This window comes from Streptomyces sp. NPDC049837, from assembly GCF_040674455.1.
Lineage (GTDB): Bacteria > Actinomycetota > Actinomycetes > Streptomycetales > Streptomycetaceae > Streptomyces.
The window spans coordinates 149,597-174,546 of record NZ_JBFAMP010000008.1; the positions used below are offsets into that span (position 1 = coordinate 149,597).

Below are 24,950 nucleotides of genomic sequence, written 5' to 3' on the forward strand. Positions count from 1 at the left end.
GGGTGACCCCCGCCCAAGGTGTTGCCTCGGGGCGTTGTCTCAGTCGTTCGACGGGCCGCCGACCTGGATGCCCGCCATGCGGCTCCACTCGTACCGGCCGGTGCGGACCTTCGCCGCGAGGTCGCCGTCGAAGGACTCGTGGAGGGTGAGGCCCGCCTTGTCGGCGGCGCGCCGCGCGATCTCGTGGCTCGGCGCGACGAGGTCGCCCCAGCCGCCGTCCTCACCGACGAGCACGATGCGGGTGCCCATCTGGCCGAGGTAGGCGAGCTGGCCCTCGGCGCCGCCGTGCTGCTTGGAGAACGCCTGGATCTGCTTGGCGAGCCTGGACGCCTTGTGTTCGGCCCGCTTGGTGTCGCCCTGCTCGGTGTCGCCCTGCTTGGTGTCTGCCATGAACAGGATGCTACCCACCGGTAGTAAAACCCGCCAGAGCCTGCCGGACCCGGCGGACTACCGCAGGAACGGGTCGACCGCGACCGCCACGAACAGCAGCGACACATAGGTGATCGACCAGTGGAACAGCCGCATCTCCTTGAGCTTTCCGCCCGTTTCGCCCGCCTTCGCGCGGTTCTGGAGGGCGTGCGCCTCCCACAGCCACCAGCCACCCGTCGCCAGGGCCACCGCCGTGTAGAACCAGCCGGTGTAGCCGAGCGGCGTCAGCAGCAGCGAGACGGCGACCATCACCCAGCTGTAGAGGACGATCTGGCGGGCCACCACCTTGTTGGAGGCGATGACGGGGAGCATGGGCACGCCCACGCGCGCGTAGTCCTCCTTCACCTTCATCGACAGCGGCCAGTAGTGCGGCGGCGTCCAGAAGAAGATGACCAGGAAGAGGACGACAGCGGCCCAGGACATCGAATTGGTCACGGACGACCAGCCGATGAGGACCGGCATGCAGCCGGCGATGCCGCCCCACACGATGTTCTGCGAGGTGCGCCGCTTGAGGATCATCGTGTAGACGACGACGTAGAAGAGGAGCGCGCCGAGCGACAGCCAGGCGGACAGCCAGTTGACGAGGAGTCCGAACCAGAGCGTGGAGACCACGGCGAGGGTGAGGCCGAAGACCAGCCCCTCGCGCGGCGAGACCATGCCGGTCACCAGCGGGCGCTGCGACGTACGGTCCATGAGGGCGTCGATGTCGCGGTCGATGTACATGTTCAGGGCGTTGGCGCCACCGGCCGACAGGTAGCCGCCGAGGCAGGTGGCGAGCACCAGCCAGAGGTCGGGCACGCCCTGCTCGGCGAGGAACATGACGGGGACCGTGGTGATGAGCAGCAGCTCGATGATCCGCGGCTTGGTCAGGGCCACGAAGCCCTTCACGCGGGCCCCGAATGGCCGCTTCCCCGTGCTCGTCCCGAGCACACCCGCCGGACGGGATTCGACGGCCGTCACGCACACCCCTGACAGAGACATCCCAGCGAGTCGCCCTCTGGGCGTGAAGGCCCGGTAAAGACTCGCGCGTACCACGCCACTCTAGACGTTGCCCATACCTCGCCCTTCGCGGGGGTGGGTCGTGTTGGAGAGGGCACCGCAAAGGGTGGATCGCACGCTCGGATGAGCGATCGGATGAGCGCCTCCGTATTCACTTGCTGAAAGCCGTGGAGCCCAGTCAGGAGGCGGATCCCGACCGATCCCGGCACTCTGGAATGACTCGAAAAAATGGACGTTCTCGCGGGGGTAGGCTCAACAGCGGCCGGTGGGATCTCCGCCGCCGGCATTCGACATGTGGAGAGGAGCCCTGACCCAGGGTGAGCACCAAGCCGACCACCACAGACCTCGAGTGGACCGAGTTGGACCAGCGGGCCGTCGACACCGCCCGCATCCTGGCCGCCGATGCCGTACAGAAGGTCGGCAACGGCCATCCCGGTACGGCGATGAGCCTGGCCCCGGCCGCGTACACCCTCTTCCAGAAGGTGATGCGGCACGACCCGGCGGACGCCGACTGGACCGGGCGCGACCGTTTCGTGCTGTCCGCCGGACACTCGTCCCTGACGCTGTACATCCAGCTCTACCTGGCCGGGTTCGGCCTGGAGCTGGACGACCTGAAGGCCTTCCGGACCTGGGGTTCCAAGACCCCGGGCCACCCCGAGTACGGTCACACGGTCGGCGTCGAGACGACGACCGGTCCGCTGGGCCAGGGTGTCGCCAACGCCGTGGGCATGGCCATGGCCGCCCGCTACGAGCGCGGCCTGTTCGACCCGGAGGCGGCGCCCGGCACCTCGCCGTTCGACCACTTCGTCTACTGCATCGCCGGTGACGGCTGCCTCCAGGAGGGCATCTCCGCGGAGGCGTCCTCGATGGCCGGGCACCAGAAGCTCGGCAACCTGGTCCTGCTGTGGGACGACAACCACATCTCGATCGAGGGCGACACCGAGACCGCCATCTCCGAAGACACGATGAAGCGGTACGAGGCCTACGGCTGGCACGTCCAGCGCGTGGAGCCCAAGGAGAACGGCGACCTCGACCCCGAGGCCCTCTTCCGTGCCCTCCAGGCGGCCAAGGCCGAGACCTCGCGCCCGTCGTTCATCGCGATGCGCTCGATCATCGCCTGGCCGGCGCCCAACGCGCAGAACACCGAGGCCGCTCACGGCTCGGCGCTCGGCGACGAGGAGGTCGCGGCCACCAAGCGCGTCCTGGGCTTCGACCCCGAAAAGTCCTTCGAGGTTTCGGACGAGGTTATCGGCCACACCCGCCAGGCCCTCGACCGCGGCCGTGAGGCCCGCGCGGAGTGGGAGAAGCAGTTCCAGGAGTGGCGTTCCGCCAACCCGGAGCGCGCCGCCGAGTTCGACCGCATCGCCGCGGGCGAGCTGCCCACGGGCTGGGAGGAGAAGCTCCCGGTCTTCGAGACCGGCAAGGGCGTCGCCACCCGTGCCGCCTCCGGCAAGGTGCTCCAGGCGCTGGGCGCGGTCATCCCCGAGCTGTGGGGCGGCTCCGCCGACCTGGCCGGCTCGAACAACACGACGATCGACAAGACGTCGTCGTTCCTCCCCGAGGGCAACCCGCTGCCCGAGGCGAACCCGTACGGCCGCACCATCCACTTCGGTATCCGCGAGCACGCCATGGCCGCGGAGATGAACGGCATCGCGCTGCACGGCAACACCCGCGTCTTCGGCGGCACGTTCCTGGTGTTCTCCGACTACATGCGCAACGCCGTCCGCCTCTCCGCGCTGATGCACCTGCCGGTGACGTACGTGTGGACGCACGACTCCATCGGCCTCGGCGAGGACGGCCCGACGCACCAGCCGGTCGAGCACCTGGCCTCGCTGCGCGCCATCCCTGGCCTGAACATCGTGCGCCCGGCCGACGCCAACGAGACGTCGATCGCCTGGCGCGAGATCCTCCGCCGCTGGACCAAGGAGTTCGGCAAGGGCGCCCCCCACGGTCTGGCGCTCACCCGCCAGGGCGTGCCGACGTACGAGTGGAACGACGACGCCGCCCGCGGTGGCTACGTGCTGTTCGACGCCGACGGCGGCGAGCCGCAGGTCGTGCTGATCGGTACGGGCTCCGAGGTGCACCTGGCCGTCCAGGCCCGCGAGGAGCTCCAGGCCGCCGGCATCCCGACCCGTGTCGTGTCGATGCCGTCCGTCGAGTGGTTCGAGGAGCAGGACCAGGGGTACCGGGATGCGGTGCTGCCGCCGTCGGTGAAGGCGCGTGTCGCGGTCGAGGCCGGGGTCGGCCTGACCTGGCACCGGTACGTCGGTGACGCGGGCCGGGTCGTTTCGCTGGAGCACTTCGGTGCTTCGGCCGACGGCAAGGTGCTCTTCCGCGAGTTCGGCTTCACTGCCGAGGCGGTCGCCGCCGCGGCCAGGGAATCGATCGAAGCCGCAGCGCGCTGACGCCGGTATACGAACTAGTAGGAGATGCAATTCTCATGACAGACGCACTCAAGCGCCTCTCCGACGAAGGCGTCGCGATCTGGCTGGACGACCTGTCCCGCAAGCGGATCACCTCGGGCAACCTGGCCGAGCTGATCGACCAGCAGCACGTGGTGGGCGTGACCACCAACCCGTCGATCTTCCAGAAGGCGATCTCCGAGGGCCACGGCTACGACCAGCAGCTCTCGGACCTCGCCGCGCGTGAGGTGACCGTCGAGGAAGCCATCCGCATGATCACGACGGCGGACGTGCGCGACGCCGCCGACATCCTGCGCCCGGTCTTCGACGCCACGCAGGGCCAGGACGGCCGGGTGTCGATCGAGGTCGACCCGCGCCTGGCGCACAACACCAAGGCGACGGTCGCCGAGGCGAAGCAGTTGGCGTGGCTGGTGGACCGGCCGAACACGCTGATCAAGATCCCGGCCACCAAGGCGGGTCTGCCGGCGATCACCGAGGTCATCGGCCTCGGCATCAGCGTCAACGTCACGCTGATCTTCTCGCTGGAGCGCTACCGCGCGGTCATGGACGCCTACCTGGCCGGTCTGGAGAAGGCCAAGGAGCGCGGCCTGGACCTGTCGAAGATCCACTCGGTGGCGTCCTTCTTCGTGTCCCGCGTGGACACCGAGATCGACAAGCGGCTGGACTCCATCGGCACCGACGAGGCCAAGGCGCTGCGCGGCAAGGCCGCCCTCGCCAACGCCCGGCTGGCGTACGAGGCGTACGAGGAGGTCTTCTCGTCGGACCGCTGGGCGGCGCTGGACAAGGCGCAGGCCAACAAGCAGCGTCCGCTGTGGGCCTCGACGGGCGTCAAGGACCCGGCGTACAAGGACACGCTGTACGTCGACGAGCTGGTCGCGCCGGGCACGGTGAACACCATGCCGGAGGCCACGCTGGAGGCCACCGCCGACCACGGCTCGATCACCGGCAACACGATCTCGGGCACGTACGACCAGGCGCGCGCCGACCTCGCGGCCCTGGAGAAGCTCGGCATCGGCTACGACGACGTCGTGCAGCTCCTGGAGGACGAGGGCGTCGACAAGTTCGAGGCGTCCTGGAACGACCTGCTCAAGTCGACCGAGGCGGAGCTCAGGCGCCTCGCCCCTTCGGAGGCGTAAACCTTGAACGCAGTTCATGGAGCGAATCCGCTCCGTGACGCCGCAGACCGACGGCTCCCGCGCATCGCGGGGCCGTCGGGCCTGGTGATCTTTGGCGTCACGGGCGATTTGTCCCGGAAAAAGCTGATGCCTGCGGTGTACGACCTCGCCAACCGGGGCCTGCTCCCGCCGGGTTTCTCGCTGATCGGGTTCGCCCGCCGCGAGTGGGCGGACGAGGACTTCGCGGACGAGGTGTACCAGGCCGTCAAGCAGCACGCGCGGACGCCCTTCCGTGAGGAGGTGTGGCAGCAGCTCAGCCAGGGCATGCGGTTCGTCCAGGGCAACTTCGACGACAACGAGGCGTTCGAGACCCTGAAGAAGACGATGGAGGAGCTGGACCAGGCCCAGGGCACCGGCGGCAACTTCGCGTTCTACCTCTCCGTACCGCCCAAGTTCTTCCCCGTCGTCGTCCAGCAGCTCAAGAAGCACGGGCTGGCCGACGAGAAGGGCGGGTCCTGGCGGCGCGCGGTCATCGAGAAGCCGTTCGGGCACGACCTGGCCTCCGCCAAGGAGCTCAACGAGATCGTCCACGAGGTCTTCTCGCCCGACCAGGTCTTCCGCATCGACCACTACCTGGGCAAGGAGACCGTCCAGAACATCCTGGCGCTCCGGTTCGCCAACACGCTCTTCGAGCCGATCTGGAACCGGTCGTACGTCGACCACGTGCAGATCACCATGGCCGAGGACATCGGCATCGGCGGCCGCGCCGGGTACTACGACGGCATCGGCGCCGCCCGCGACGTCATCCAGAACCACCTCCTCCAGCTCCTGGCACTGACCGCGATGGAGGAGCCGGCCTCCTTCGACGCGGACGCGCTCGCGGCCGAGAAGACCAAGGTGCTGGGCGCGGTCAGGCTGCCCAAGGACCTCGGCAAGTCGACGGTGCGCGCCCAGTACGCCGCCGGGTGGCAGGGCGGCGCGAAGGCCGTCGGCTACCTGGAGGAGGAGGGCATCGACCCGCAGTCGAAGACCGACACCTACGCCGCCATCAAGCTGGGGATCGACAACCGCCGCTGGGCGGGCGTCCCCTTCTACCTGCGCACCGGCAAGCGGCTCGGCCGCCGGGTCACCGAGATCGCGGTCGTCTTCCAGCGCGCCCCGCACTCCCCCTTCGACCACACGGCCACCGAGGAGCTGGGGCAGAACGCCCTGGTCATCCGCGTCCAGCCGGACGAGGGCGTGACCATGCGGTTCGGCTCGAAGGTGCCGGGCACCTCGATGGAGGTCCGGGACGTCTCGATGGACTTCGCGTACGGCGAGTCCTTCACGGAGTCCAGCCCCGAGGCGTACGAGCGGCTGATCCTCGACGTCCTGCTCGGTGACGCCAACCTCTTCCCGCGCACGGAGGAGGTCGAGCTGTCCTGGAAGATCCTGGACCCGATCGAGCAGTACTGGGACCGGCACGGCAAGCCCGCGCAGTACCAGTCCGGGACCTGGGGTCCGGTCGAGGCGGACGAAATGCTCGCACGAGACGGACGGAGCTGGCGCCGGCCATGAAGATCGACCTCACGGACACCACATCCAGCAAGATCAACAAGGCGCTGGTGCAGGGGCGGCGGGCGATCGGCACGCCGGCCGTCGGCATGGTGCTCACCCTGGTCATCGTCACGGACGAGGAGAACGCGTACGACGCGCTCAAGGCCGCCAACGAGGCGTCCCGCGAGCACCCGTCGCGCACCCTGGTCGTCATCAAGCGCGTCTCGCGCTCGCCGCGCGACCGCTCCAAGGCGCGCCTGGACGCCGAGGTGCGGGTGGGCGCGGACGCGGGCACCGGCGAGACCGTGGTGCTGCGGCTGTACGGCGAGGTCATCGACCACGCCCAGTCGGTGGTCCTGCCGCTGCTGCTGCCGGACGCCCCGGTGGTGGTCTGGTGGCCGGTGGGCGCGCCGACCGACCCGGCCAACGACCCGCTGGGCTCCCTCGGGCAGCGGCGTGTGACCGACTCGTACGCCTCCGAGCACCCGGTGCGTGAGCTGGCCGCGCGCGCCGCCGCCTACACGCCGGGCGACACGGACCTGTCCTGGACCCGGATCACGCCGTGGCGTTCGATGCTGGCGGCTGCCCTGGACCAGGTCACGTGCGAGGTCACGTCGGCCGAGGTGGAGGGCGAGGAGTTCAACCCGAGCGTGGAGCTGCTGGCCATGTGGCTGGCGGACCGGCTGAAGATCCGCGTGAAGCGCTCGGCGTCCTCGGGGCCCGGCCTGACCGCGGTACGGATGGAGACCACCTGCGGCCCCATCGTGCTGCACCGGCCGGACGCCTCGCTCGCCACGCTGTGCATCCAGGGCCAGCCGGACCGCGCGGTGGCGCTCAAGCGCCGTGAGACGTCCGAGCTGATCGCCGAGGAGCTGCGGCGCCTCGACCCGGACGACACGTACGCGTCGGTGCTGCGGTACGGGGTGGACCGGCTGGACCAGGCGGCGCGGACGGAGGGGTCCGCGTCGGCGGACGAACCCTCGGAGTCCTCGGAGTCCTCGGAGGATGCCGCCGGGAAGCCCGCCGCGAAGAAGGCCGCGGCCAAGTCGCCGGCCAAGAAGGCGGCGGCCAAGTGAGCGCTCCGCAGCTCGTCGTCCACCGCGACAAGGAGCTGATGGCCCAGGCCGCCGCGGCCCGGCTGATCACGAAGATCGTGGACGCCCAGGCCGCCCGCGGCTCCGCCTCGGTGGTCCTGACGGGTGGCCGCAACGGCAACGGCCTGCTGGCCGCGCTGCGTTCGTCCCCCGCCCGGGACGCGATCGACTGGGCGCGCCTGGACCTGTGGTGGGGCGACGAGCGGTTCCTCCCGGAGGGCGACCCCGACCGGAACGACACCCAGGCCCGCGAGGCGCTGCTCGACAGCGTCCCGCTCAACCCGGCGCGGGTGCACACCATGCCGGTGGCGGGCGGCGCCCACGGGGTGGACGTGGACGCCGCGGCCGCCGCGTACGCGGACGAACTGGCCGCCGCGGCCGGGCCGGAGGACCACGGCCCGGTGCCGACGTTCGACGTCCTGATGCTGGGCGTCGGGCCCGACACGCATGTCGCCTCCCTCTTCCCGGAGCTTCCGGCGGTGCGGGAGACGGAGCGCACGGTGGTCGGCGTGCACGGCGCGCCCAAGCCGCCGCCGACCCGGATATCCCTGACGCTCCCGGCGATCCGGGCGGCGCGCGAGGTGTGGCTGCTCGCGGCGGGCGAGGACAAGGCGCAGGCGGCGGCGATCGCGCTGTCGGGCGCCGGCGAGATCCAGGCCCCGGCCGCCGGCGCGTACGGCAGGTCGCGGACGCTGTGGCTGCTGGACCAGGCGGCGGCCGCGCGGCTCCCGCGTGCCCTGTACCCGCCGGCGATTCCCTGACGGCGGCTCAGCCCGCGTGCTACGAGGCCCGGTTCACCCCTGGTGGGTGGACCGGGCCTCGTCGTCGACCGGATCAGAGGATGACCTGGTCCGCGTCCTTCTCCAGCGTGGCGATCGCGGCACGGCAGGCCCGGACGAACCGGTCGTAGACCTCCGTCGTGCTGCCGGCCCGTCCCGCGCGGGTGTTGACGGAGAACATCGCGGCCCGCAACTCGGTGGTGAGTTCGAGCTGGCCGCCCTTGCCGAGCATGGTGCGGTTGCAGGGGTTGTCCGGGTTGATGCCGGCCAGGTCGCGGACCTCGGGGTCGTTGCCGTCGCGCCAGGCGATCCCAGCCTTGCCGAACTCCGCCTTCAGAAGCGTCTTGAACCGCTCGTTGAGCCCGCCGACGACCACCGCCCGCGGGTCGGCGGTCCCCGCCTGCGCCGCCGTGCAGCCGTGCAGGCTCAGGACGTTGAGGCTGCCGGCGGCCATGGAGAGGGCGACGCGGTCGTCGTTGTTCTTCGCCGTGACGTGCAGTTCACGGTTGTTGGAGGAGCGCAGGCCCTCGAACATCCAGTAGTCGTGGGACCCGTAGCCGTCCTGGAGCGGCGCGAGGGTGGCGGGGTGGTACCCGGCGATGCCGAGGCACAGCTCGGAGGTGCCCGTCTCGATGCCACCGCCGTGCATGGCCATGATCGTGGTGCGGTTGTACGGGTATCTCTCGGCGAGGCTGCTGTCCAGGTACTCGTGCCGCTTGTAGCGGCGGGCGAAGTCGGTGCCCTCCTTGCCGGCCAGTTCGGTGTAGAGGTCGGTGTTGGAGGTGTAGAGGTCGAACTCGTCGGTCGCGTACGCCGGAGCGGCGGCGACACCGCCCAGCAGCGGGCCGCTGACGGCGGCGGTGGCGAGGGCGGCGAGGACCGTACGACGGCTGGTCTGTGTCATGCCCATCATGATCACGGCACCGGCCCGGCCCGGGGGCCGTCAACGCTGTGCTGTGCGTCACTGGCCCTCTGGTGCGCCCCGCTCAAGGAACGGCTCCAGCAGGCCGGGGACGGCCGTGGAGGCGAAGCCCAGTCCTTCGCTCTCGTCCGCGTCGTACACGTCGTACGCGCCCGCCCCCGCCGCCGTCGTCGCGGTCAGCGTGATGAGGCCGGCGCGGCGCTGGAAGTACGACTGCCTGGCCGTCCAGCCGATGACGCCGCGCCGGTGGAGGGCGACGGTGGCGCGGCGGGCGGTGCCGGAGCGGGTGACCAGGTAGTCGCCGGTGAGCCCGTGGCCCAGGCCGCGGTACGCGTCGAGGGCGAGGAGCACCGCGAGCGGCAGCAGCACCACGGCGCACACTACGGCGACGTGGAGCAGCGCGCTGGTGAGCAGGGCTCCGAGGGCGGCGAGGACCACGACGGGCAGCAGCGCGGCCGCCAGGGCCCACCGCAGCCGCCGGGTGCGGGCCGCACGGGGGTGGGCGGTGAGCGGTGCGCCGGTGGGGGCGGCGGCCTCGCGGAGCACCCGCGCGGCCACGTCGTCCGCCACGGCGCGGGGCACGGCGGGCAGCAGCGTCTTGTGGTCGGCGTGCTGGTCGTCCTCGGCCTTGGCGAGGCCGGTGGCGACCGCGTCGAGCCGGGCGGCGCCGCACAGCCGGGCGCCCAGCGGCTCGACCAGCTCCACCCCGCGCAGGCGCCGCTCCTCGATGGAGATCGACCGGGTGGTGAGCAGGCCGCGCCGCACCCTGAGGGTGCCGCCCGGCTCCCGCTCCAGCCGGTAGTTCCACCACATCTCGCCCCACAGGCCGAGCGCCCCGACGGCGCCCGCGAGCAGGGCGACGACGGTGAGGGCGAGGACGACCCACACGACGGGCGTGTCCCGGAACCGGTCGCCCACCCAGTCGATGACCTCGTCCTGGGCCCCGAACCACTCGCTGACCTGCATCACGGCGCCCGCCGCCGCGCCACCGAGCAGCGGGGCGACGAACGATATGGGGGCGTACCGGATCCAGCGGGCGTCCAGGGCCGCCAGCCGGCCGTCACGGTGACCGTCCCCGGCCGGCTCCGTGGCGCGGCCGAGCAGTTCGCGTCGGAGCCGTTCGCCCTCCGCCCTGCTGACCGGGTGCAGCTCCAGCGTGGACTCACCGCCACCGGTGTGCTCGCCGGTGCCTATCCGCACCTTCACCAGGCCGAGGACGCGCAGCAGCGGACTGGCCGTCAGGTCCACGCTGCGGATGCGCTCGCGGGCCAGGGACCGGCGCTTGACCAGCAGCAGCCCGGTGTGGAGCTCGGCGCGCTCGGGCCCGATGCGGTAGCGCGTGCGGGTCCAGCGCACGTACTCCACGGCCGCCCCGGCCGGCACGAGCAGCGCACCCCCGGCGAGCAGGAGGAGGGTGCCCATGCCCCGGCGTGGCCCGTCGCCGAACCAGGCGCCGCCGCTCAGGCCGAACAGGACCGGCACGCAGACACCGCAGGCGACCCCGGCCATGACGAGCGCGGTCACCAGCACGGCCCGCCTGTCGAGCCGCAGCCAGCCGTCGGTGGCGTCCGCGCCGTCGGCCCCGGGGCCGGTCATGTCGCGTCCCCGGGCGTGGCCTGGGTGATCCGGGTGAGCCGCTCGGCCAGCTCGGCGGCCAGCTCGTGGTCGAGCCCCTCGATCCGGATGGCGCCCTTGGCGGAGGCGGTGGTCACGGTGACCGTGGCGAGGCGGAACGCCTGCTCCAGCGGTCCGCGTACGGTGTCCACGGTCTGGATCCGGGACATCGGCGCGATCCGCCACTCCTGCCAGAAGGCGCCGGTCCGGACGTAGACGGCGTCGTCCGTGACCTCCCAGCGGTGGACCCTGAACCACCAGCGGGGGAAGAACGCGGTGCAGGCGAGCCCGGTCACGGCCAGGGCCCCGGCGGGCAGCCACAGCCAGAACCGGGCCGGCTCGATCAGCGCGCCGAGCACGGCCAGCACCACCACGGGCGCCCCGGTCAGCAGCAGCCACTGCGTCCGCCACCAACCAACGGCCCGCTCGTTCAGCGTGTTGTTCGGCGGCCGCAGCCGCACCGCGTCCTCCCCCCGCATCGGGTCACCGGCCCCGAAGCGTCCGGTACCGGCCGGCGAGCGCGGCCGTGGAGCTGTCGAGCTGTTCGCCGCCCTCGCCCTCGGTCAGGACGGGCTCGATCTTCTTGGCCAGCACCTTGCCGAGCTCGACGCCCCACTGGTCGAAGGAGTCGATGTTCCAGATGGCGCCCTGGACGAACACCTTGTGCTCGTACAGCGCGATGAGCTGCCCCAGCACGGACGGCGTGAGCTCGTCGGCGAGGATCGTGGTGGTGGGGTGGTTGCCGCGGAAGGTCTTGTGCGGCACCAGGTCCTCCGCCACGCCCTCGGCACGGACCTCGTCGGGCGTCTTGCCGAAGGCGAGCGCCTGGGTCTGGGCGAAGAAGTTGGCCATCAGCAGGTCGTGCTGGGGCACCAGGCCGGGCTCCAGGTCGGCGACCGGCCTGGCGAAGCCGATGAAGTCGGCCGGGATCATCTTGGTGCCCTGGTGGATCAACTGGTAGTAGGCGTGCTGCCCGTTGGTGCCCGGCGTGCCCCAGACGACCGGGCCGGTCTGCCAGTCGACCGGGTTGCCGTCGCGGTCCACGGACTTGCCGTTGGACTCCATGTCGAGCTGCTGGAGGTAGGCCGTGAACTTCGACAGGTAGTGGCTGTAGGGCAGGACGGCGTGGGACTGGGCGTCGAAGAACGCCCCGTACCAGACGCCCAGCAGGCCGAGCAGCAGCGGCGCGTTCTCCTCGGGCGGGGCGGTGCGGAAGTGCTCGTCGACGAGGTGGAAGCCGTCGAGCATCTCCCGGAACCGGTCCGGACCGATGGCGATCATCAGGGAGAGCCCGATGGCGGAGTCGTACGAGTACCGGCCGCCGACCCAGTCCCAGAACTCGAACATGTTGGCCGTGTCGATGCCGAAGTCCTCGACCTTCCCGGCATTGGTCGACAGGGCCACGAAGTGCTTGGCCACGGCCTCCTGACCGGCCCTCAGCCCGGTGAGGAGCCAGTCGCGGGCGGAGGTGGCGTTGGTGATCGTCTCGATGGTGGTGAACGTCTTCGAGGCGATGATGAAGAGCGTCTCGGCCGGGTCCAGGTCCCGGACCGCCTCGTGCAGGTCGGCGCCGTCCACGTTGGAGACGAAACGGAACGTCAGGTCCCGGCGGGTGTACGAGCGCAGCGCCTCGTAGGCCATCGCCGGGCCGAGGTCGGAGCCGCCGATGCCGATGTTGACGACGTTCTTGATGGGCTTGCCGGTGTGGCCGGTCCACTCGCCGGACCGGATGCGCTGCGAGAAGGCGGCCATCCTGTCGAGCACCGCGTGCACGCCCGGCACCACGTTCTCGCCGTCGACCTCGATCACGGCCTCGCGCGGGGCGCGCAGCGCCGTGTGCAGGACCGCGCGGTCCTCCGTGGTGTTGATCTTGTCGCCACGGAACATGGCGTCCCGCAGCTCCGCCACCCCGGTCGCGGCGGCCAGCTCGCGCAGCAGCCGCAGCGTCTCGTCGGTGACCAGGTGCTTGGAGTAGTCCAGATACAGGTCGCCGACCCGCAGCGTGTATGCGGTGCCGCGCGCCGGGTCGGCGGCGAACAGTTCGCGCAGATGCGTCTGCCCCAACTGCTCACGGTGCTTGCCGAGGGCCGTCCACTCGGGCATCCGGTTGAGCCTCGTGCGGCTTTCTGCATTCATCTCGGACATCAGCCCACTTCTTCTCGTACCTGCCTGCTTGCCCCGCTGCCCCTCCAACCTAATTGATCTGCCGCACCGACGAGGCCGCCAGGGAGGCGACGGCGAGTGCGAACAGCCCGGCCGCCAGCAGGGCGGGGATGTTCGCACCCCATGCCGCTGCCGCCGCTCCGCCCAGCAGCGCGCCGAGGGGTGCGCCACCGATCGCGAGGGTGCGGAACGCGGCGCTGATCCGGCCGAGCATCCCGGCCGGGCTGCGCTCCTGCATCAGCGTCACCTGGTGGACGTTCCACACCATGCCCATCAGCCCGAACACCGCCATCGCCGCCATCGCCACCCACAGCTCGCGCACCGCTCCCAGGGCGACCAGGGCGCCGGTCTGGACGAGCCCGGCGATCAGCACCGCCCGTATCCGCCCGCCGGTCCCGCCGGTCCGGCCGGAGAACCGGGCGGCCACCGCCCCGCCCGCCACGCTGCCCACGCCGTACGCGGTGAGAACCGCGGCATAGCCGCCGCTGCCCGCACCCAGCCAGTCGGTGACGTGCAGGACCAGGGTGGCGATGAGGGCGCCCACGCCGATGTTCATCAGGGTCGTGGCCACGCACAGAGCCCGCTGTGCCCGGTCCCGCCACAGCACGCGCAGCCCTTCGGCGATCTCGGCGCGCAGGGTGGAGCCGCCCTTGCGGGGCGCCCGCTCGGGCGCCGGTATCCGCAGCGAAGCCACGAGCAGCGCGGCGAGCAGGTAGGTGGCCGCGTCCGCCGCGTACGGCACGGCGGCGCCCGCGAGGAGCAGCACCGGCACCAGCGGGGCCGCCAGGAAGGCTCCCGCGAGCTGCTGCCCGGCCAGCAGCCGGGCGTTGGCCCCGGCGAGCGCGTCGGCGGGCACCAGGGACGGCAACAGGGACGTCGCCGCGTTGTCGAACAGGGTCTGGAGGGCCGTGAGGACGAAGGCGAGCGCGATCAGCAGGGCGATGGAGGCGTGCCCCAGCGCGACCGCGACCGCGAAGGCGGCCATCAGCCCGCCCCGCACGAGATCGACGGTCCACATGGCGCGCCGCTGGTCGACCCGGTCGGCGACGGCCCCGCCGACCAGCCCGAACAGCAGCCACGGCAGGTGCCCGCACGCCGTCACCGCGGCGATCAGCAGGGGCTCGCGGGTCAGCGAGACGGCGAGCAGCGGCATCGCCGCCGTGCGCAGCGAGTCGCCGAACTTCGACACGACCGCGGCCGCCCACAGCCGCCCGAAACCGCCCCGCCACGCCGGCGCCCGCGGGACGCCCACCGCCTCGGCCGTCGCCACAGCCGTCCACCCCCCCGTATGTCGCATGATCTGCTCACCAACGACGGTAGAGGGCACCACTGACAACGCCGGGTGGAGCGGGGAGTACGGGAGCGGGAAGAACGAAACGGGCCCTGTCGGTGGAAACCACCCACAGGGCCCTCAACTGCTCAGATCTCGCCTCGGAGTTTGGCCAGCGCCTCGGCCAGGATCGCCTCGCCGTCCGCGTCGCTGCGGCGCTCCCGCACGTACGCGAGGTGCGTCTTGTACGGTTCGGTGCGCGGCGGGTCCGGCGGGTTGTCCCGGTCCTGGCCGGCCGGGAACCCGCACCGCGGGCAGTCCCAGGTGTCGGGGACCTGCGCGTCACTCGCGAAGCTCGGCTGCGTCTCGTGCCCGTTCGAGCACCAGAAGGAGATGCGGAGTCGCGGCGCGGACTCGCCCCGCTCGGCCTCCCCCATCGGCCCCGCGCCGACCCGGCTTCCCCGGATCGCGTTGCCACTTGCCACGGTTGTAACTCCCTGCGTGATGGTGCTCGAAGATGCCCCAGTCTACGTAAGGCCCAACGCGCGTCCAGTGATTGGAGTTACACCCCTCCCCGGGACGCGGAACCGAGACGTCAGTTGTCCAGCTTGATCAGAAGAGCAAGTACGACAATGCACGCGAACCACAGCAGACCGACGACCACGGTGATGCGGTCCAGGTTGCGCTCGGCGACCGAGGAGCCGCCGACGGACGACTGCATGCCGCCACCGAACATGTCGGAGAGGCCGCCGCCCTTCCCCTTGTGCATCAGCACCAGCAGCATCAGCAGCGCGCTGAAGACGATGAGGGCGATCGAGAACCCCATAACCACGGCTGGACCCTACTTCCTGGCAATTCTCGGATTACACGGACTATCGGACGTCTACGGACGACGGGGGCCCAGGCTCCCACGAAAAGAGCCTCGGCCCCCGCAAGGGTACGACGATTCCGCCCTACCGCATACTCACCGGTCGCGGAACCGGACGCACCGGAACCGGCTCACTGGTCCCGGAACCGGACGATCTTGACGAACTCGTCGGCGTCCAGTGCCGCGCCGCCGACCAGGGCGCCGTCCACGTCGGGCTGCGCCATGATCGCGGCGACGTTGGAGGACTTCACGGAGCCGCCGTACTGGATGCGGACCTTGTCGGCCAGCTCCTTGGAGTACAGCTCGGCGAGCCGGCCGCGGATCGCCCCGCAGACCTCCTGCGCGTCCTCGGGGGTGGCGACCTCGCCGGTGCCGATGGCCCACACCGGCTCGTACGCGATCACGATCGTCTCGGCCTGCTCGGCCGGGATGTCCTTCAGTCCGCCGTCGAGCTGCGCGAGCGTGTAGGAGACCTGGTCACCGGCCTTGCGGATGTCCAGGCCCTCGCCGACGCAGAGGATCGGGACCAGGCCGTTGCGGAAGGCGGCCTTCACCTTGGCGTTGCACAGCTCGTCGCTCTCGCCGTGGTACTGGCGGCGCTCGGAGTGGCCGACGGCGACGTACGTGCACTTCAGCTTGGACAGCATCACGCCGGAGATCTCACCGGTGTACGCACCGGAGTCGTGCGCCGAGATGTCCTGGGCGCCGTACTTGATCTTCAGCTTGTCGCCGTCGACCAGGGTCTGCACGGACCGCAGGTCGGTGAAGGGCGCGAGGACGGCGACCTCGACGGCCTCGTAGTCCTTGTCGTTCAGTGCGAAGGCGAGCTTCTGGACGTGGGCGATGGCCTCCAGGTGGTTGAGGTTCATCTTCCAGTTGCCCGCCATCAGCGGGGTACGGGTGCTCATTAAGTGTTAGTCCTCCAGTGCGGCGAGGCCGGGAAGCGTCTTGCCCTCGAGGTACTCGAGGCTCGCGCCGCCACCGGTCGAGATGTGGCCGAATGCGTCCTCGTCGAAGCCCAGGATCCGGACGGCCGCGGCGGAGTCGCCACCGCCGACGACCGTGAAGGCCGGGGAGTCGACGAGCGCCTGGGCGACGGCCTTGGTGCCCTCGGCGTAGTCGGGGTGCTCGAAGACGCCCATGGGGCCGTTCCAGAAGACGGTGGCCGCGTCGGCGAGCTTCGATGCGTACAACTTGCGGGTCTGCGGACCGATGTCCAGACCCTCCTGGTCGGCCGGGATGGCGGTCGAGGCGACCAGCGTGGGGTTGGCCGGGGCCTTGGTCTTCAGGTCCGGGAAGTCGGCCGAGACCAGCACGTCGACGGGGAGCACGAACTCCACGCCCTTCTTCTCTGCCCTGGCCAGGTACTCCAGGCAGGCCGGGACCTGGTCCTCCTGGAGCAGCGAGATGCCGACCTCGTGGCCCTTGGCCTTGAGGAAGGTGTACGCCATGCCGCCGCCGATCAGGATGCGGTCGGCCTTCTCCAGCAGGTGGTCGATGACGCCCAGCTTGTCGGAGACCTTGGCGCCGCCGAGCACGACCACGTAGGGGCGCTTGACGTCGTCGGTGAGCTTCTTGAGGACGCCGACCTCGGTGGCGATCAGGTAGCCGGCGTACTTCGGCATCAGGCGCGGCAGCTCGAACACGGAGGCGTGCTGGCGGTGCACGGCACCGAAGCCGTCGCCCACGTACACGTCCGCGAAGGCGGCGAGGCGGGCGGCCAGCTCCGCGCGCTCGGCGGGGTCCTTGGAGGTCTCACCGGGGTGGAAGCGGAGGTTCTCCAGGACGGCGACCTGGCCGTTCTCCAGCCCCGCGACGGCCGCGTGGGCCTCGGAGCCGATGGTGTCGCCGGCGAAGGCGACGGGCCGGCCGAGCAGCTCGCCGAGCCGGGAGGCGGCGAACCGCAGCGTGAATGCGGGGTCCGGCTCGCCCTTGGGGCGGCCGAGGTGCGAGGCCACGACGACCTTGGCACCGGCTTCGGTCAGCGCCTTGACGGTCGGCAGGACGGCGCGGATGCGGCCGTCGTCGGTGATGGTGGTGCCGTCCTGCGGCACGTTGAGGTCCGCGCGGACGAATACGCGCTTGCCTTCGACCCCTTGGCGGAGGAGTTCGTCGATCGTCTTCATCTGTCCTGTTGCTCCTTGGAAGAACCGACGCAAGCGACAGGGCTCGTACAGCGCGGCGTTGCGCTGCCCGAGCCCTGTGCTCACATCGAGGTACCTACCCTTGTGCCCTCGCCGCCCAGTTGCTTAGAGCTGGCCGCCGACGAACACGGTGAGGTCCACGAGGCGGTTGGAGTAGCCCCACTCATTGTCGTACCAGCCGACGACCTTGACCTGCTTGCCCTGGACCATCGTGAGCTTCGAGTCGAAGGTGCAGGAGGCCGGCCAGTTGACGATGTCCGAGGAGACGATCGGGTCCTCGGTGTACTCCAGGATGCCCTTGAGCTGCCCCTCGGCGGCCTTCTGGAACGCGGTGTTGATCTCGTCCTTGGTGACCTCGCGGTCCAGCTCCAGCACGAGGTCGGTGACCGAGCCGGTGGGGACCGGGACGCGCATGGCGATGCCGTCCAGCTTGCCCTTGAGCTGCGGGAGGACCAGAGCGGTGGCCTTGGCGGCACCCGTCGACGTCGGAATGATGTTCTCCGCGGCGGCGCGGGCGCGGCGCAGGTCCTTGTGCGGGAAGTCCAGGATGCGCTGGTCGTTGGTGTAGGCGTGGACCGTCGTCATCATGCCCTTGACGATGCCGAAGTTCTCGTCGAGGACCTTGGCCATCGGCGCCACGCAGTTGGTGGTGCAGGAGGCGTTGGAGATGACGTGGTGGTTGGCCGCGTCGTACTTGTCCTGGTTGACACCCATGACGATGGTGATGTCCTCGTCGGTGGCCGGAGCCGAGATGAGGACCTTCTTCGCGCCACCGGCGATGTGCTTCTCGGCGTCGGCCTTCTTGGTGAAGATGCCGGTCGACTCGATGACGATGTCGACGCCCAGCTCGCCCCACGGGATGTCGGCCGGGTTGCGCTCGGAGAGCACCTTGATGGTGTGGCCGTCGACCGTGATGGTGTCGGCGGTGTGGCTGACCTCGGCCTTGAGACGGCCCAGAATCGTGTCGTACTTCAGGAGGTGTGCCGTGGTCGCGGTGTCGCCCAGGTCGTTGACAGCCACGATCTCGATGTCTGCACCCTGCTCCAGCAGCGCGCGGAAGTAGTTACGACCGATGCGGCCAAAGCCGTTGATGCCTACGCGGATCGTCACGAACCGATCTCCTCGTTAGGTACGCCGGGTTTCGACGCCGGCGAGATGTATTGGGATGTCCCCGACCGCTTACGACCCTACCTCCCTCCAGGCGGCGGAGTGACATCTAGCGCACCCGGACGAGCCCGGTGAACCGGAACCCCTGTCCTACTGGACAGTACGGTCCACCGGGGCGTTCGTCCGGCTACCGAGCGTCAGCGGAGAGCGCTCGTCGGTGCACGGGTGCGCTCGTCAGCGACGGAATGCGTTCGTCAGCGACGGAGTGCGCCGAGCGCTGTGCCGAGCAGCCGCTTGCGCTGAACGGAATCGGGTACGTGCTCCAGACCGAATCCGAGGAGCACGGTGTCGCGGGTGGTGACGGCGGCCCGGGAGTGGTATAGCGCGGGTGACCGGGCCCAGTCGGTGGCGTTGCCCGGGCTGCCGGCCGGCGGGCCGGCCACGCTCCAGGCGCCGAGTGAGGCCTCGAAGCCCTCGCTGTCCCGTGCCGTGCCGCCGACGACGAGCTTCGTCTCGTCGACGAAGACGCCCGTCTCTCCCACCCCGGAGTCGGAGATGTAGGAGATGGACAGCTCGACCCGCTTGCCGGCGTACGCGCTCAGGTCGACGGCGACGGGCTGCCAGCCGCCCGAGGTGCCGGTGAAGGCGTGCCAGGCGCCGGTGGTGCCGGTGGCGGTGCAGCCGTCCTCGCCGTCGGTGAGGTAGTGCGCCAGGAAGGGGTGCCCGCCGATGTAGAAGCCCTCGGCGCAGTCGGTCGGGACCTCGCTGGAGGAGCGGCCGTGGGCGTCGGGCAGGGTCGTCCAGTCGTCCTGGCCCACGGTGTGCGCCTCGACCACCACGTTGTCGTAGCCGGGCTCGGTGTCATGGCTGAGCCGGAACTGGAGGGTGGGCTTGGCGGCGGCGTCCGTACCGGTCAGGTCGACGGTCCTGGTGAGCCGCATCCAGGCGTTGTCGACGTGCCGGGCGGCGGCGAAGGACTCGCCCTCGTACGGTTCGAAGGGCGTGCGTACGCCGGGGTAGTCGCCCGCGGCGGCGCTGCGGAACTGCGGGAACACCTTGGGGTCGAGGGTGTCGGAGGTGACGGTGTAGGCGCCGGCGCTGTCGAGCGGGTTGCCGGTCGCGTCGCCGAGGGAGGCCCCCGTACCGGCGAAGCGGCCCGTGCCCGCGAAGGAGCCGGGTGACGCCATGCCGGTGCGGCGGTGGGCGCCGAGGTAGTACTGGGCGAAGTCGTCGGAGTCGGCGCGGCCGATGTCGACGAGCCCGCCGGAGCTCTCGCCGGCGTTGATCAGTTTGCCGCCCTCGTTGAGGTACTCCCGCACGGCGAGCGTGGTGGGCCCGGAGGGCCGTTCGGCGCCGGTGTACCAGACGACGGTGCCGAAGTGGCCGAGCACTCCGAGCGGGTGCGGGGCGCCCTGGGTGGCGACGTCCCAGACGGCGGCCTTGCGTCCGTTGTCCTTCAGCGCCTTGGTGTACGCGGCGGTGTGCCGCGCCGGCGCGGTGCCGCCCTCCTCGGCGAGCACCAGGACGTCGCCGCGCGGCCGCTCGGCGATGGTGTACGTGAACGGGGTGGACGAGACGCGCTTGCCGTCGCGGGTGCGGCCGGTGAACCAGACCTCGACGGTGTCGCCGGGTTCGCCGTCCTGGACCTCGGCGCGGTACTCGTCGTAGTAGAGGTTGTCCTCGCCGCCGTAGGTCTCGCCGCCCTCCCACGCCTTCAGGCGCTGGTCGTGCGTCCGGCCGCCGTTGACGCGGTACTTCAGCTCCTTGTCGCGCAGCGACTTGCGGGCGGTGACGGCGACTTCCTGGTCGTCGCCGTCGTACGCGTACGACGTGGTGAAGGTGTCGGGGACGAAGGCGGGGGCGTCGGCGCCGACCGGGGAGACGGGGTCGTCGGGGCGGGCGGCCGATTCGGCGACGGCGAGCGCGAACGGGATGTTCTTGGCGAACTCCTGCTGGATGAGCTTCTCGTCGTCGGGGAAGGTGAAGATGGAGGCGCAGTCGGCCGGTTCCCAGGCGTCGTTCGGATCGACGCGGGAGGCGGTGGCACAGGTCGACATCTCCGGGGTGAACATCTGCATCCCGTTGACGTTGGCCGCGTGTCCGTCGGCCTCGCCGTTGGTGGTGTAGAGCTCGGAGGAGACCTGCGGGCGGTAGCCGGGGACCGCGGACTTGGCGGGGGTGCCGGCCAGTGCCTTGAGCGGGACGTCGTCGGGGGTGTCGGTGGCGACCTGCCAGCCGACGCCGTAGAGGATGAGCTGCGCGGCGGAGTGGTAGTTGATGCCGTACTGGAATCCGATCCGCTTCTGGAACGCGTCCAGCGCCTTCGTCTCGGGCTCGGACATCGGGCCGGTGCCGCGGTAGGTCTCGTCGGCGGGATCGGGGGACGACCCCTCGTTGTCGTAGCCCCACTTGTAGGAGAAGTTGCGGTTGAGGTCGACGCCGTCGCCGGGGGCGATCTTCCCGTCACCGTTGTTGTCGCGCAGGTTCTTGCGCCACTGGCGGTTGGCGGGGGCGGCGTGGGTGTGGTCGTAGCCGTCGGGGTTGGCGGAGAGCACGAACCACAGCTCGGTGGTGTCGACGATCTTCGTGATACGCGGGTCCTTGCCGTACCCGGCGAGGTAGTGGTGGAGCAGCCGCCGGTTCATCTCGGGCGTGATCCACTCGCGGGCGTGCTGATTGGAGAGGTACAGGGTGGCGGGCCTGGAGCCGTCCCTGTACTTCTTGGCGCCCTTGGAGAGCTTGAGGGCGAGGATGTCCTGGCCCTTGATCGTCTTGCCGATGCTGACGACCTTGGTGAGCGCCGGGTTGGCCCGGGCGGTCGCCAGGATCTCCTCCTTGAGCCCGCCCTTGCCTCCGTACGGCCGGAACACGCCGTCACCAGCGGCGGCGACACGCTTCTCGGCGGTCGCGGTGAGGTCGTGCTCGGTGACGGCGACGCCCTTGTCGCGCAGCGCCTCCGCCTGCCGCTCGGTGAGGTACAACTCGACGGTGGCGGTGCCCTTTTCGGGAATCCGCTCGCTCAGCTCATGGCCGTCGGTACCGGCGTCGAGGAGGAGCGGGATCTGCTCCTTGCCGACCTTCGCGTGCCATACGGAGAGGCTGTCGCCGCCGCCCCCGGTGTCCTGCCCGTCCTTCTGCTCCGCCCCGGCGACGGGTGCCGCCGCCAGTCCGGCCATCAGCAGTGAAGCCGCGGCGAGGATCGATCTCGCTCTACGTCTCATGTGCCCCCCTTGCTGTTGTCTGCCACGGAAGTGGACAGGCGCCAGGCTTGTGACACCTCATGATCATGTCAATACCGCCTCGGTGGCCGTGGCCGGTGTGCGGGGGTGGGGGCGGTGTCGTGCCGGGTGCGGGGGCGGGTGCGGTCCGGTGCGCTCCCGTGCGGGTGCGGGTGCGGGGGCCGTGGCGGGTGCGGGGCCGTGCGGGTGTGGGAGCCGTGGCCGGTGCGGGCCGTGCGGTCCCGGCAAGCCGCCGCCCGGGTGGGGCGGCGGCGCGCACGTGGGGCGGGGGTCAGCCGACGAGGCCGTCGGCCATTTCCTCGGTGAGGTTGGACTCCGTACCGGGGATGCCGAGGTCCTGGGCCCGCTTGTCGGCCATGGCCAGCAGGCGGCGGATGCGGCCGGCGACCGCGTCCTTGGTCAGCGGCGGGTCGGCGAGGGCGCCGAGCTCCTCCAGGGAGGCCTGCTTGTGCTCCATGCGCAGCCGGCCGGCCGCCGCCAGGTGCTCGGGGACCTCCTCGCCGAGGATCTCCAGGGCGCGCTGCACCCGGGCGCCGGCCGCGACCGCGGCGCGCGCCGAGCGGCGGAGGTTGGCGTCGTCGAAGTTGGCCAGCCGATTCGCGGTGGCGCGCACCTCGCGGCGCATCCGCCGCTCCTCCCAGGCCAGCACCGACTCGTGCGCCCCCAGCCGGGTCAGCAGCGCGCCGATCGCGTCACCGTCCCGTACCACCACGCGGTCCACGCCCCGCACCTCGCGGGCCTTGGCGGCGATGGACAGCCGCCGCGCGGCACCGACCAGCGCGAGCGCGGCCTCCGGGCCCGGGCAGGTGACCTCCAGGGACGAGGAGCGGCCGGGCTCGGTCAGCGAGCCGTGCGCCAGGAAGGCTCCGCGCCAAGCGGCCTCGGCGTCACAGGTCGCCCCGGAGACCACCTGCGGCGGCAGGCCCCGGATCGGCCGGCCCCGGCCGTCGACCAGCCCGGTCTGGCGGGCCAGTTGGTCGCCGCCCGCCACCACGCGGACGACGAAGCGCGAGCCGCGCCGCAGCCCGCCCGGCGCCATCACGATCAGTTCGGAGTTGTGCCCGAAGATCTCCGCGATGTCCCGCTTCAGGCGGCGCGCCGCCATCGCGGTGTCCAGCTCCGCCTCGATCACGATCCGCCCGCTGACCAGGTGCAGCCCGCCGGCGAACCGCAGGATCGACGAGACCTCCGCCTTTCTGCAGCAGGTCCGGGTGACGGGGAGCCGGGAGATCTCGTCCTTCACCGCTGCCGTCATCGCCATGGGCCGATCCTTCCATGCATCCGAAAAATACGGTCGTACGCGGCGGCCAGCAGCTCCGGGTCGTGCTTCGGCGAGCCGTCCTTCCTGGCCACCGGGGCCAGCTCGACCGCGGCACCGAGCCGCTTGGCGGCGTCTGCGAGGGACTCGCGGTCGGGCACGGCGGCCTCGTCGGCCAGCACCACGTCCAGGGCGAGTTTAGGGGCGTGTCGCCCCAAAACCTCCAAATGACGCTGCGGGGAGAAGCCCTCGGTTTCTCCGGGCTGCGGCGCGAGGTTCAGCGACAGGACCCGGCGCGCCTTGGTCTCGACGAGGGCCTCCAGCAGCTCGGGCACCAGCAGGTGCGGGATGACGGAGGAGAACCAGGAGCCGGGGCCGAGCACCACCCAGTCCGCGTCCAGCACGGCCGCGACCGCCTCCGGTACGGCGGGCGGGTCGTTCGGCACGAGGTGCACGGACTGCACCTCGCCGGGCGTGAGCGCCACGGTCGCCTGACCGCGGACGGTGTCCACGTCCTCCGGGCGCTCGGGGTCATGGCCCTTGACCAGCGCCTGGAGCTCCAGCGGCACGGCCGACATGGGCAGCACCCGGCCGTGCGCGCCGAGCAGCTTGCCGACCAGGTCCAGCGCCTGGACGTGGTCGCCGAGCTGCTCCCACAGGGCGACGATCAGCAGGTTGCCGACGGCGTGCTCGTGCAGGTCGCCCTTGGACTGGAACCGGTGCTGGATGACGCGGGCCCACGTCTGGCCCCAGTCGTCGTCGCCGCACAGCGCCGCCAGGGCCTTGCGCAGGTCCCCGGGCGGCAGCACGCCGAGCTCCTCGCGGAGGCGGCCGCTGGACCCGCCGTCGTCGGCGACCGTGACCACGGCGGTCAGGTCGCCGGTGATGCGGCGCAGCGCGGCGAGGGACGCGGACAGGCCCATGCCGCCGCCGAGGGCGACGACCTTGGGCTGGGCGCCGCGTCTGCGGAGCGTACGGACGGACAGCGACCGCGTACGCCGACGGTACTGCTTCACTCGCGCCCCATGTCCCGGTGGACGACGACGGTCTCGACCCCTTCCGAGGCGAGCCGGGCGGCGAGCTTCTCGGACATGGCCACGGAGCGGTGCTTGCCGCCCGTGCAGCCGACCGCGATGGTCACGTACCGCTTGCCCTCCCGGCGGTAGCCGGTGGAGATGAGCTGGAGCAGCTCGGTGTACCGGTCGAGGAACTCCTTGGCGCCCGGCTGGTTGAAGACGTAGCCCGACACCTCCTCGTTGAGGCCGGTGAACGGGCGCAGCTCCGGCACCCAGTGCGGGTTGGGCAGGAAGCGGCAGTCCACCACCAGGTCGGCGTCGACGGGCAGGCCGTACTTGTAGCCGAACGACATGACCGTGGCGCGCAGCTCCGGCTCCTCGTCCCCGGCGAACTGGGCGTCCATCTTGGCGCGCAGCTCGTGGACGTTGAGGCTGGAGGTGTCGATCACCAGGTCGGCGTCGCCGCGCAGCTCGCGCAGCAGGTCGCGCTCGGCGGCGATGCCGTCGACGATCCGGCCGTCGCCCTGGAGCGGGTGCGGGCGGCGCACCGACTCGAAGCGGCGGACCAGCGCCTCGTCGGACGACTCCAGGAAGACGATCCGGCGGGTGACCTGCTTGGCGTCGAGGACCGCGAGCGACTCGCGGAGGCTCTCGAAGAACTGGCGGCCGCGCACGTCGACGACGACGGCGATGCGCGCCACATTGCCCTGGGAACGGGCGCCGAGCTCCACCATGGTGGGGATCAGCGCGGGCGGCAGGTTGTCGACGACGAACCAGCCGAGGTCCTCCAGGCACTTGGCGGCGGTGCTGCGACCGGCGCCGGACATGCCGGAGATGATCACCAGCTCGGGGATGGCCGCCTCGGCGGCCTCTCCGGCCTCGATCGTCGTGCCCGTACTCACGTGTGCTGCTCCGTCTTCTCGCGCTGTCGGCTCCGGCGGCCGCGTGCTCGGCTCCGGTTCCGCCATCGGGTG

At 71.0% G+C, this 24,950-nt stretch carries 21 protein-coding genes; 5 read left to right on the forward strand and 16 right to left on the reverse strand.

What is annotated here, in order from left to right:
* Positions 1 to 39: 39 nt before the first annotated feature.
* Positions 40 to 390 carry a hypothetical protein gene (locus AB0J57_RS22555; RefSeq protein ID WP_366130068.1) on the reverse strand — a complete coding sequence of 117 codons (351 nt, stop codon included), beginning with the start codon at positions 388 to 390 and terminating at the stop codon, positions 40 to 42.
* 57 nt (positions 391 to 447) lie between these two features.
* The gene (locus AB0J57_RS22560; RefSeq protein ID WP_366130069.1) at positions 448 to 1,389 is read right to left on the reverse strand and encodes a heme o synthase; all 942 of its coding nucleotides are present in this window, start codon (positions 1,387 to 1,389) and stop codon (positions 448 to 450) included.
* A 356-nt stretch (positions 1,390 to 1,745) separates the two neighbouring features.
* On the opposite strand from AB0J57_RS22560, the gene tkt reads away from it, so the two are divergent.
* The 5 genes from tkt to pgl are packed head-to-tail and all read left to right on the forward strand — an operon-like array spanning position 1,746 to position 8,357.
* Positions 1,746 to 3,833, forward strand: coding sequence for a transketolase (gene tkt, locus AB0J57_RS22565; protein WP_366130070.1), 2,088 nt, complete (start codon positions 1,746 to 1,748; stop codon positions 3,831 to 3,833).
* Between the two features lie 35 nt (positions 3,834 to 3,868).
* Positions 3,869 to 4,987 (forward strand): transaldolase, encoded by a 1,119-nt coding sequence (gene tal / locus AB0J57_RS22570; RefSeq protein ID WP_366130071.1) that lies wholly within the window; start codon positions 3,869 to 3,871, stop codon positions 4,985 to 4,987.
* A gap of 3 nt (positions 4,988 to 4,990) precedes the next feature.
* The gene (gene zwf, locus AB0J57_RS22575; protein WP_366130072.1) at positions 4,991 to 6,523 is read left to right on the forward strand and encodes a glucose-6-phosphate dehydrogenase; all 1,533 of its coding nucleotides are present in this window, start codon (positions 4,991 to 4,993) and stop codon (positions 6,521 to 6,523) included.
* Entirely contained in the window at positions 6,520 to 7,578 is a 1,059-nt protein-coding gene (gene opcA, locus AB0J57_RS22580) for a glucose-6-phosphate dehydrogenase assembly protein OpcA (protein WP_366130073.1), read from the forward strand. The genes zwf and opcA overlap by 4 nt, the downstream gene beginning before the upstream one ends.
* Positions 7,575 to 8,357 (forward strand): 6-phosphogluconolactonase, encoded by a 783-nt coding sequence (gene pgl / locus AB0J57_RS22585; protein WP_366130074.1) that lies wholly within the window; start codon positions 7,575 to 7,577, stop codon positions 8,355 to 8,357. Before opcA ends, pgl begins: the two co-directional genes overlap by 4 nt.
* Positions 8,358 to 8,430: 73 nt before the next feature.
* Here the strand turns inward: pgl and AB0J57_RS22590 are convergent, their stop codons facing one another.
* The 14 genes from AB0J57_RS22590 to rapZ form a co-directional block, all read right to left on the reverse strand.
* On the reverse strand, positions 8,431 to 9,279 hold the full coding sequence (locus tag AB0J57_RS22590; RefSeq protein WP_366130075.1) for a poly-gamma-glutamate hydrolase family protein: 849 nt from the start codon (positions 9,277 to 9,279) through the stop codon (positions 8,431 to 8,433).
* 57 nt (positions 9,280 to 9,336) lie between these two features.
* A complete protein-coding gene (locus tag AB0J57_RS22595) occupies positions 9,337 to 10,893 on the reverse strand; it encodes a PH domain-containing protein (RefSeq protein ID WP_366130077.1) in 1,557 nt (518 codons plus the stop codon).
* The gene (locus tag AB0J57_RS22600; RefSeq protein ID WP_366130078.1) at positions 10,890 to 11,390 is read right to left on the reverse strand and encodes a PH domain-containing protein; all 501 of its coding nucleotides are present in this window, start codon (positions 11,388 to 11,390) and stop codon (positions 10,890 to 10,892) included. The genes AB0J57_RS22595 and AB0J57_RS22600 overlap by 4 nt, the downstream gene beginning before the upstream one ends.
* 4 nt (positions 11,391 to 11,394) lie before the next feature.
* Entirely contained in the window at positions 11,395 to 13,047 is a 1,653-nt protein-coding gene (pgi, locus tag AB0J57_RS22605; protein WP_366130257.1) for a glucose-6-phosphate isomerase, read from the reverse strand.
* A 58-nt stretch (positions 13,048 to 13,105) separates the two neighbouring features.
* Positions 13,106 to 14,371, reverse strand: a complete 1,266-nt coding sequence (locus AB0J57_RS22610) for an MFS transporter (RefSeq protein WP_366130079.1) — start codon at positions 14,369 to 14,371, stop codon at positions 13,106 to 13,108.
* Positions 14,372 to 14,493: 122 nt separating this feature from the next.
* A complete protein-coding gene (locus AB0J57_RS22615; RefSeq protein ID WP_003957010.1) occupies positions 14,494 to 14,829 on the reverse strand; it encodes an RNA polymerase-binding protein RbpA in 336 nt (111 codons plus the stop codon).
* A 110-nt stretch (positions 14,830 to 14,939) separates the two neighbouring features.
* On the reverse strand, positions 14,940 to 15,170 hold the full coding sequence (secG, locus tag AB0J57_RS22620) for a preprotein translocase subunit SecG (protein ID WP_064073089.1): 231 nt from the start codon (positions 15,168 to 15,170) through the stop codon (positions 14,940 to 14,942).
* Between the two features lie 173 nt (positions 15,171 to 15,343).
* Positions 15,344 to 16,120, reverse strand: a complete 777-nt coding sequence (tpiA, locus tag AB0J57_RS22625) for a triose-phosphate isomerase (RefSeq protein WP_366130080.1) — start codon at positions 16,118 to 16,120, stop codon at positions 15,344 to 15,346.
* A gap of 6 nt (positions 16,121 to 16,126) precedes the next feature.
* Entirely contained in the window at positions 16,127 to 17,338 is a 1,212-nt protein-coding gene (locus AB0J57_RS22630) for a phosphoglycerate kinase (RefSeq protein ID WP_366130081.1), read from the reverse strand.
* A gap of 123 nt (positions 17,339 to 17,461) precedes the next feature.
* Positions 17,462 to 18,466, reverse strand: a complete 1,005-nt coding sequence (gap, locus tag AB0J57_RS22635) for a type I glyceraldehyde-3-phosphate dehydrogenase (RefSeq protein WP_366130082.1) — start codon at positions 18,464 to 18,466, stop codon at positions 17,462 to 17,464.
* Between the two features lie 251 nt (positions 18,467 to 18,717).
* Complete coding sequence (locus AB0J57_RS22640) at positions 18,718 to 21,684, reverse strand: M14 family zinc carboxypeptidase (RefSeq protein ID WP_366130083.1); 2,967 nt, start codon at positions 21,682 to 21,684, stop codon at positions 18,718 to 18,720.
* A 289-nt stretch (positions 21,685 to 21,973) separates the two neighbouring features.
* Positions 21,974 to 22,963, reverse strand: a complete 990-nt coding sequence (gene whiA / locus AB0J57_RS22645) for a DNA-binding protein WhiA (protein ID WP_366130084.1) — start codon at positions 22,961 to 22,963, stop codon at positions 21,974 to 21,976.
* The gene (gene yvcK, locus AB0J57_RS22650; RefSeq protein WP_366130085.1) at positions 22,954 to 23,976 is read right to left on the reverse strand and encodes a uridine diphosphate-N-acetylglucosamine-binding protein YvcK; all 1,023 of its coding nucleotides are present in this window, start codon (positions 23,974 to 23,976) and stop codon (positions 22,954 to 22,956) included. Before yvcK ends, whiA begins: the two co-directional genes overlap by 10 nt.
* Positions 23,973 to 24,944, reverse strand: coding sequence for an RNase adapter RapZ (gene rapZ / locus AB0J57_RS22655; RefSeq protein ID WP_366130258.1), 972 nt, complete (start codon positions 24,942 to 24,944; stop codon positions 23,973 to 23,975). Before rapZ ends, yvcK begins: the two co-directional genes overlap by 4 nt.
* Between the last annotated feature and the right edge of the window lie 6 nt (positions 24,945 to 24,950).

Excerpts from the sequence above, each read along its gene's own strand:
- secG (WP_064073089.1), bottom strand. The coding sequence starts at position 15,170 with ATGGGGTTCTCGATCGCCCTCATCGTCTTCAGCGCGCTGCTGATGCTG.
- opcA (WP_366130073.1), top strand. The coding sequence starts at position 6,520 with ATGAAGATCGACCTCACGGACACCACATCCAGCAAGATCAACAAGGCG.
- AB0J57_RS22630 (WP_366130081.1), bottom strand. The coding sequence starts at position 17,338 with ATGAAGACGATCGACGAACTCCTCCGCCAAGGGGTCGAAGGCAAGCGC.
- rapZ (WP_366130258.1), bottom strand. The coding sequence starts at position 24,944 with ATGGCGGAACCGGAGCCGAGCACGCGGCCGCCGGAGCCGACAGCGCGA.
- AB0J57_RS22610 (WP_366130079.1), bottom strand. The coding sequence starts at position 14,371 with ATGCGACATACGGGGGGGTGGACGGCTGTGGCGACGGCCGAGGCGGTG.
- AB0J57_RS22595 (WP_366130077.1), bottom strand. The coding sequence starts at position 10,893 with ATGACCGGCCCCGGGGCCGACGGCGCGGACGCCACCGACGGCTGGCTG.
- whiA (WP_366130084.1), bottom strand. The coding sequence starts at position 22,963 with ATGGCGATGACGGCAGCGGTGAAGGACGAGATCTCCCGGCTCCCCGTC.
- AB0J57_RS22640 (WP_366130083.1), bottom strand. The coding sequence starts at position 21,684 with ATGAGACGTAGAGCGAGATCGATCCTCGCCGCGGCTTCACTGCTGATG.
- AB0J57_RS22590 (WP_366130075.1), bottom strand. The coding sequence starts at position 9,279 with ATGACACAGACCAGCCGTCGTACGGTCCTCGCCGCCCTCGCCACCGCC.
- pgi (WP_366130257.1), bottom strand. The coding sequence starts at position 13,047 with ATGAATGCAGAAAGCCGCACGAGGCTCAACCGGATGCCCGAGTGGACG.
- tpiA (WP_366130080.1), bottom strand. The coding sequence starts at position 16,120 with ATGAGCACCCGTACCCCGCTGATGGCGGGCAACTGGAAGATGAACCTC.
- AB0J57_RS22555 (WP_366130068.1), bottom strand. The coding sequence starts at position 390 with ATGGCAGACACCAAGCAGGGCGACACCGAGCAGGGCGACACCAAGCGG.
- tal (WP_366130071.1), top strand. The coding sequence starts at position 3,869 with ATGACAGACGCACTCAAGCGCCTCTCCGACGAAGGCGTCGCGATCTGG.
- AB0J57_RS22600 (WP_366130078.1), bottom strand. The coding sequence starts at position 11,390 with ATGCGGGGGGAGGACGCGGTGCGGCTGCGGCCGCCGAACAACACGCTG.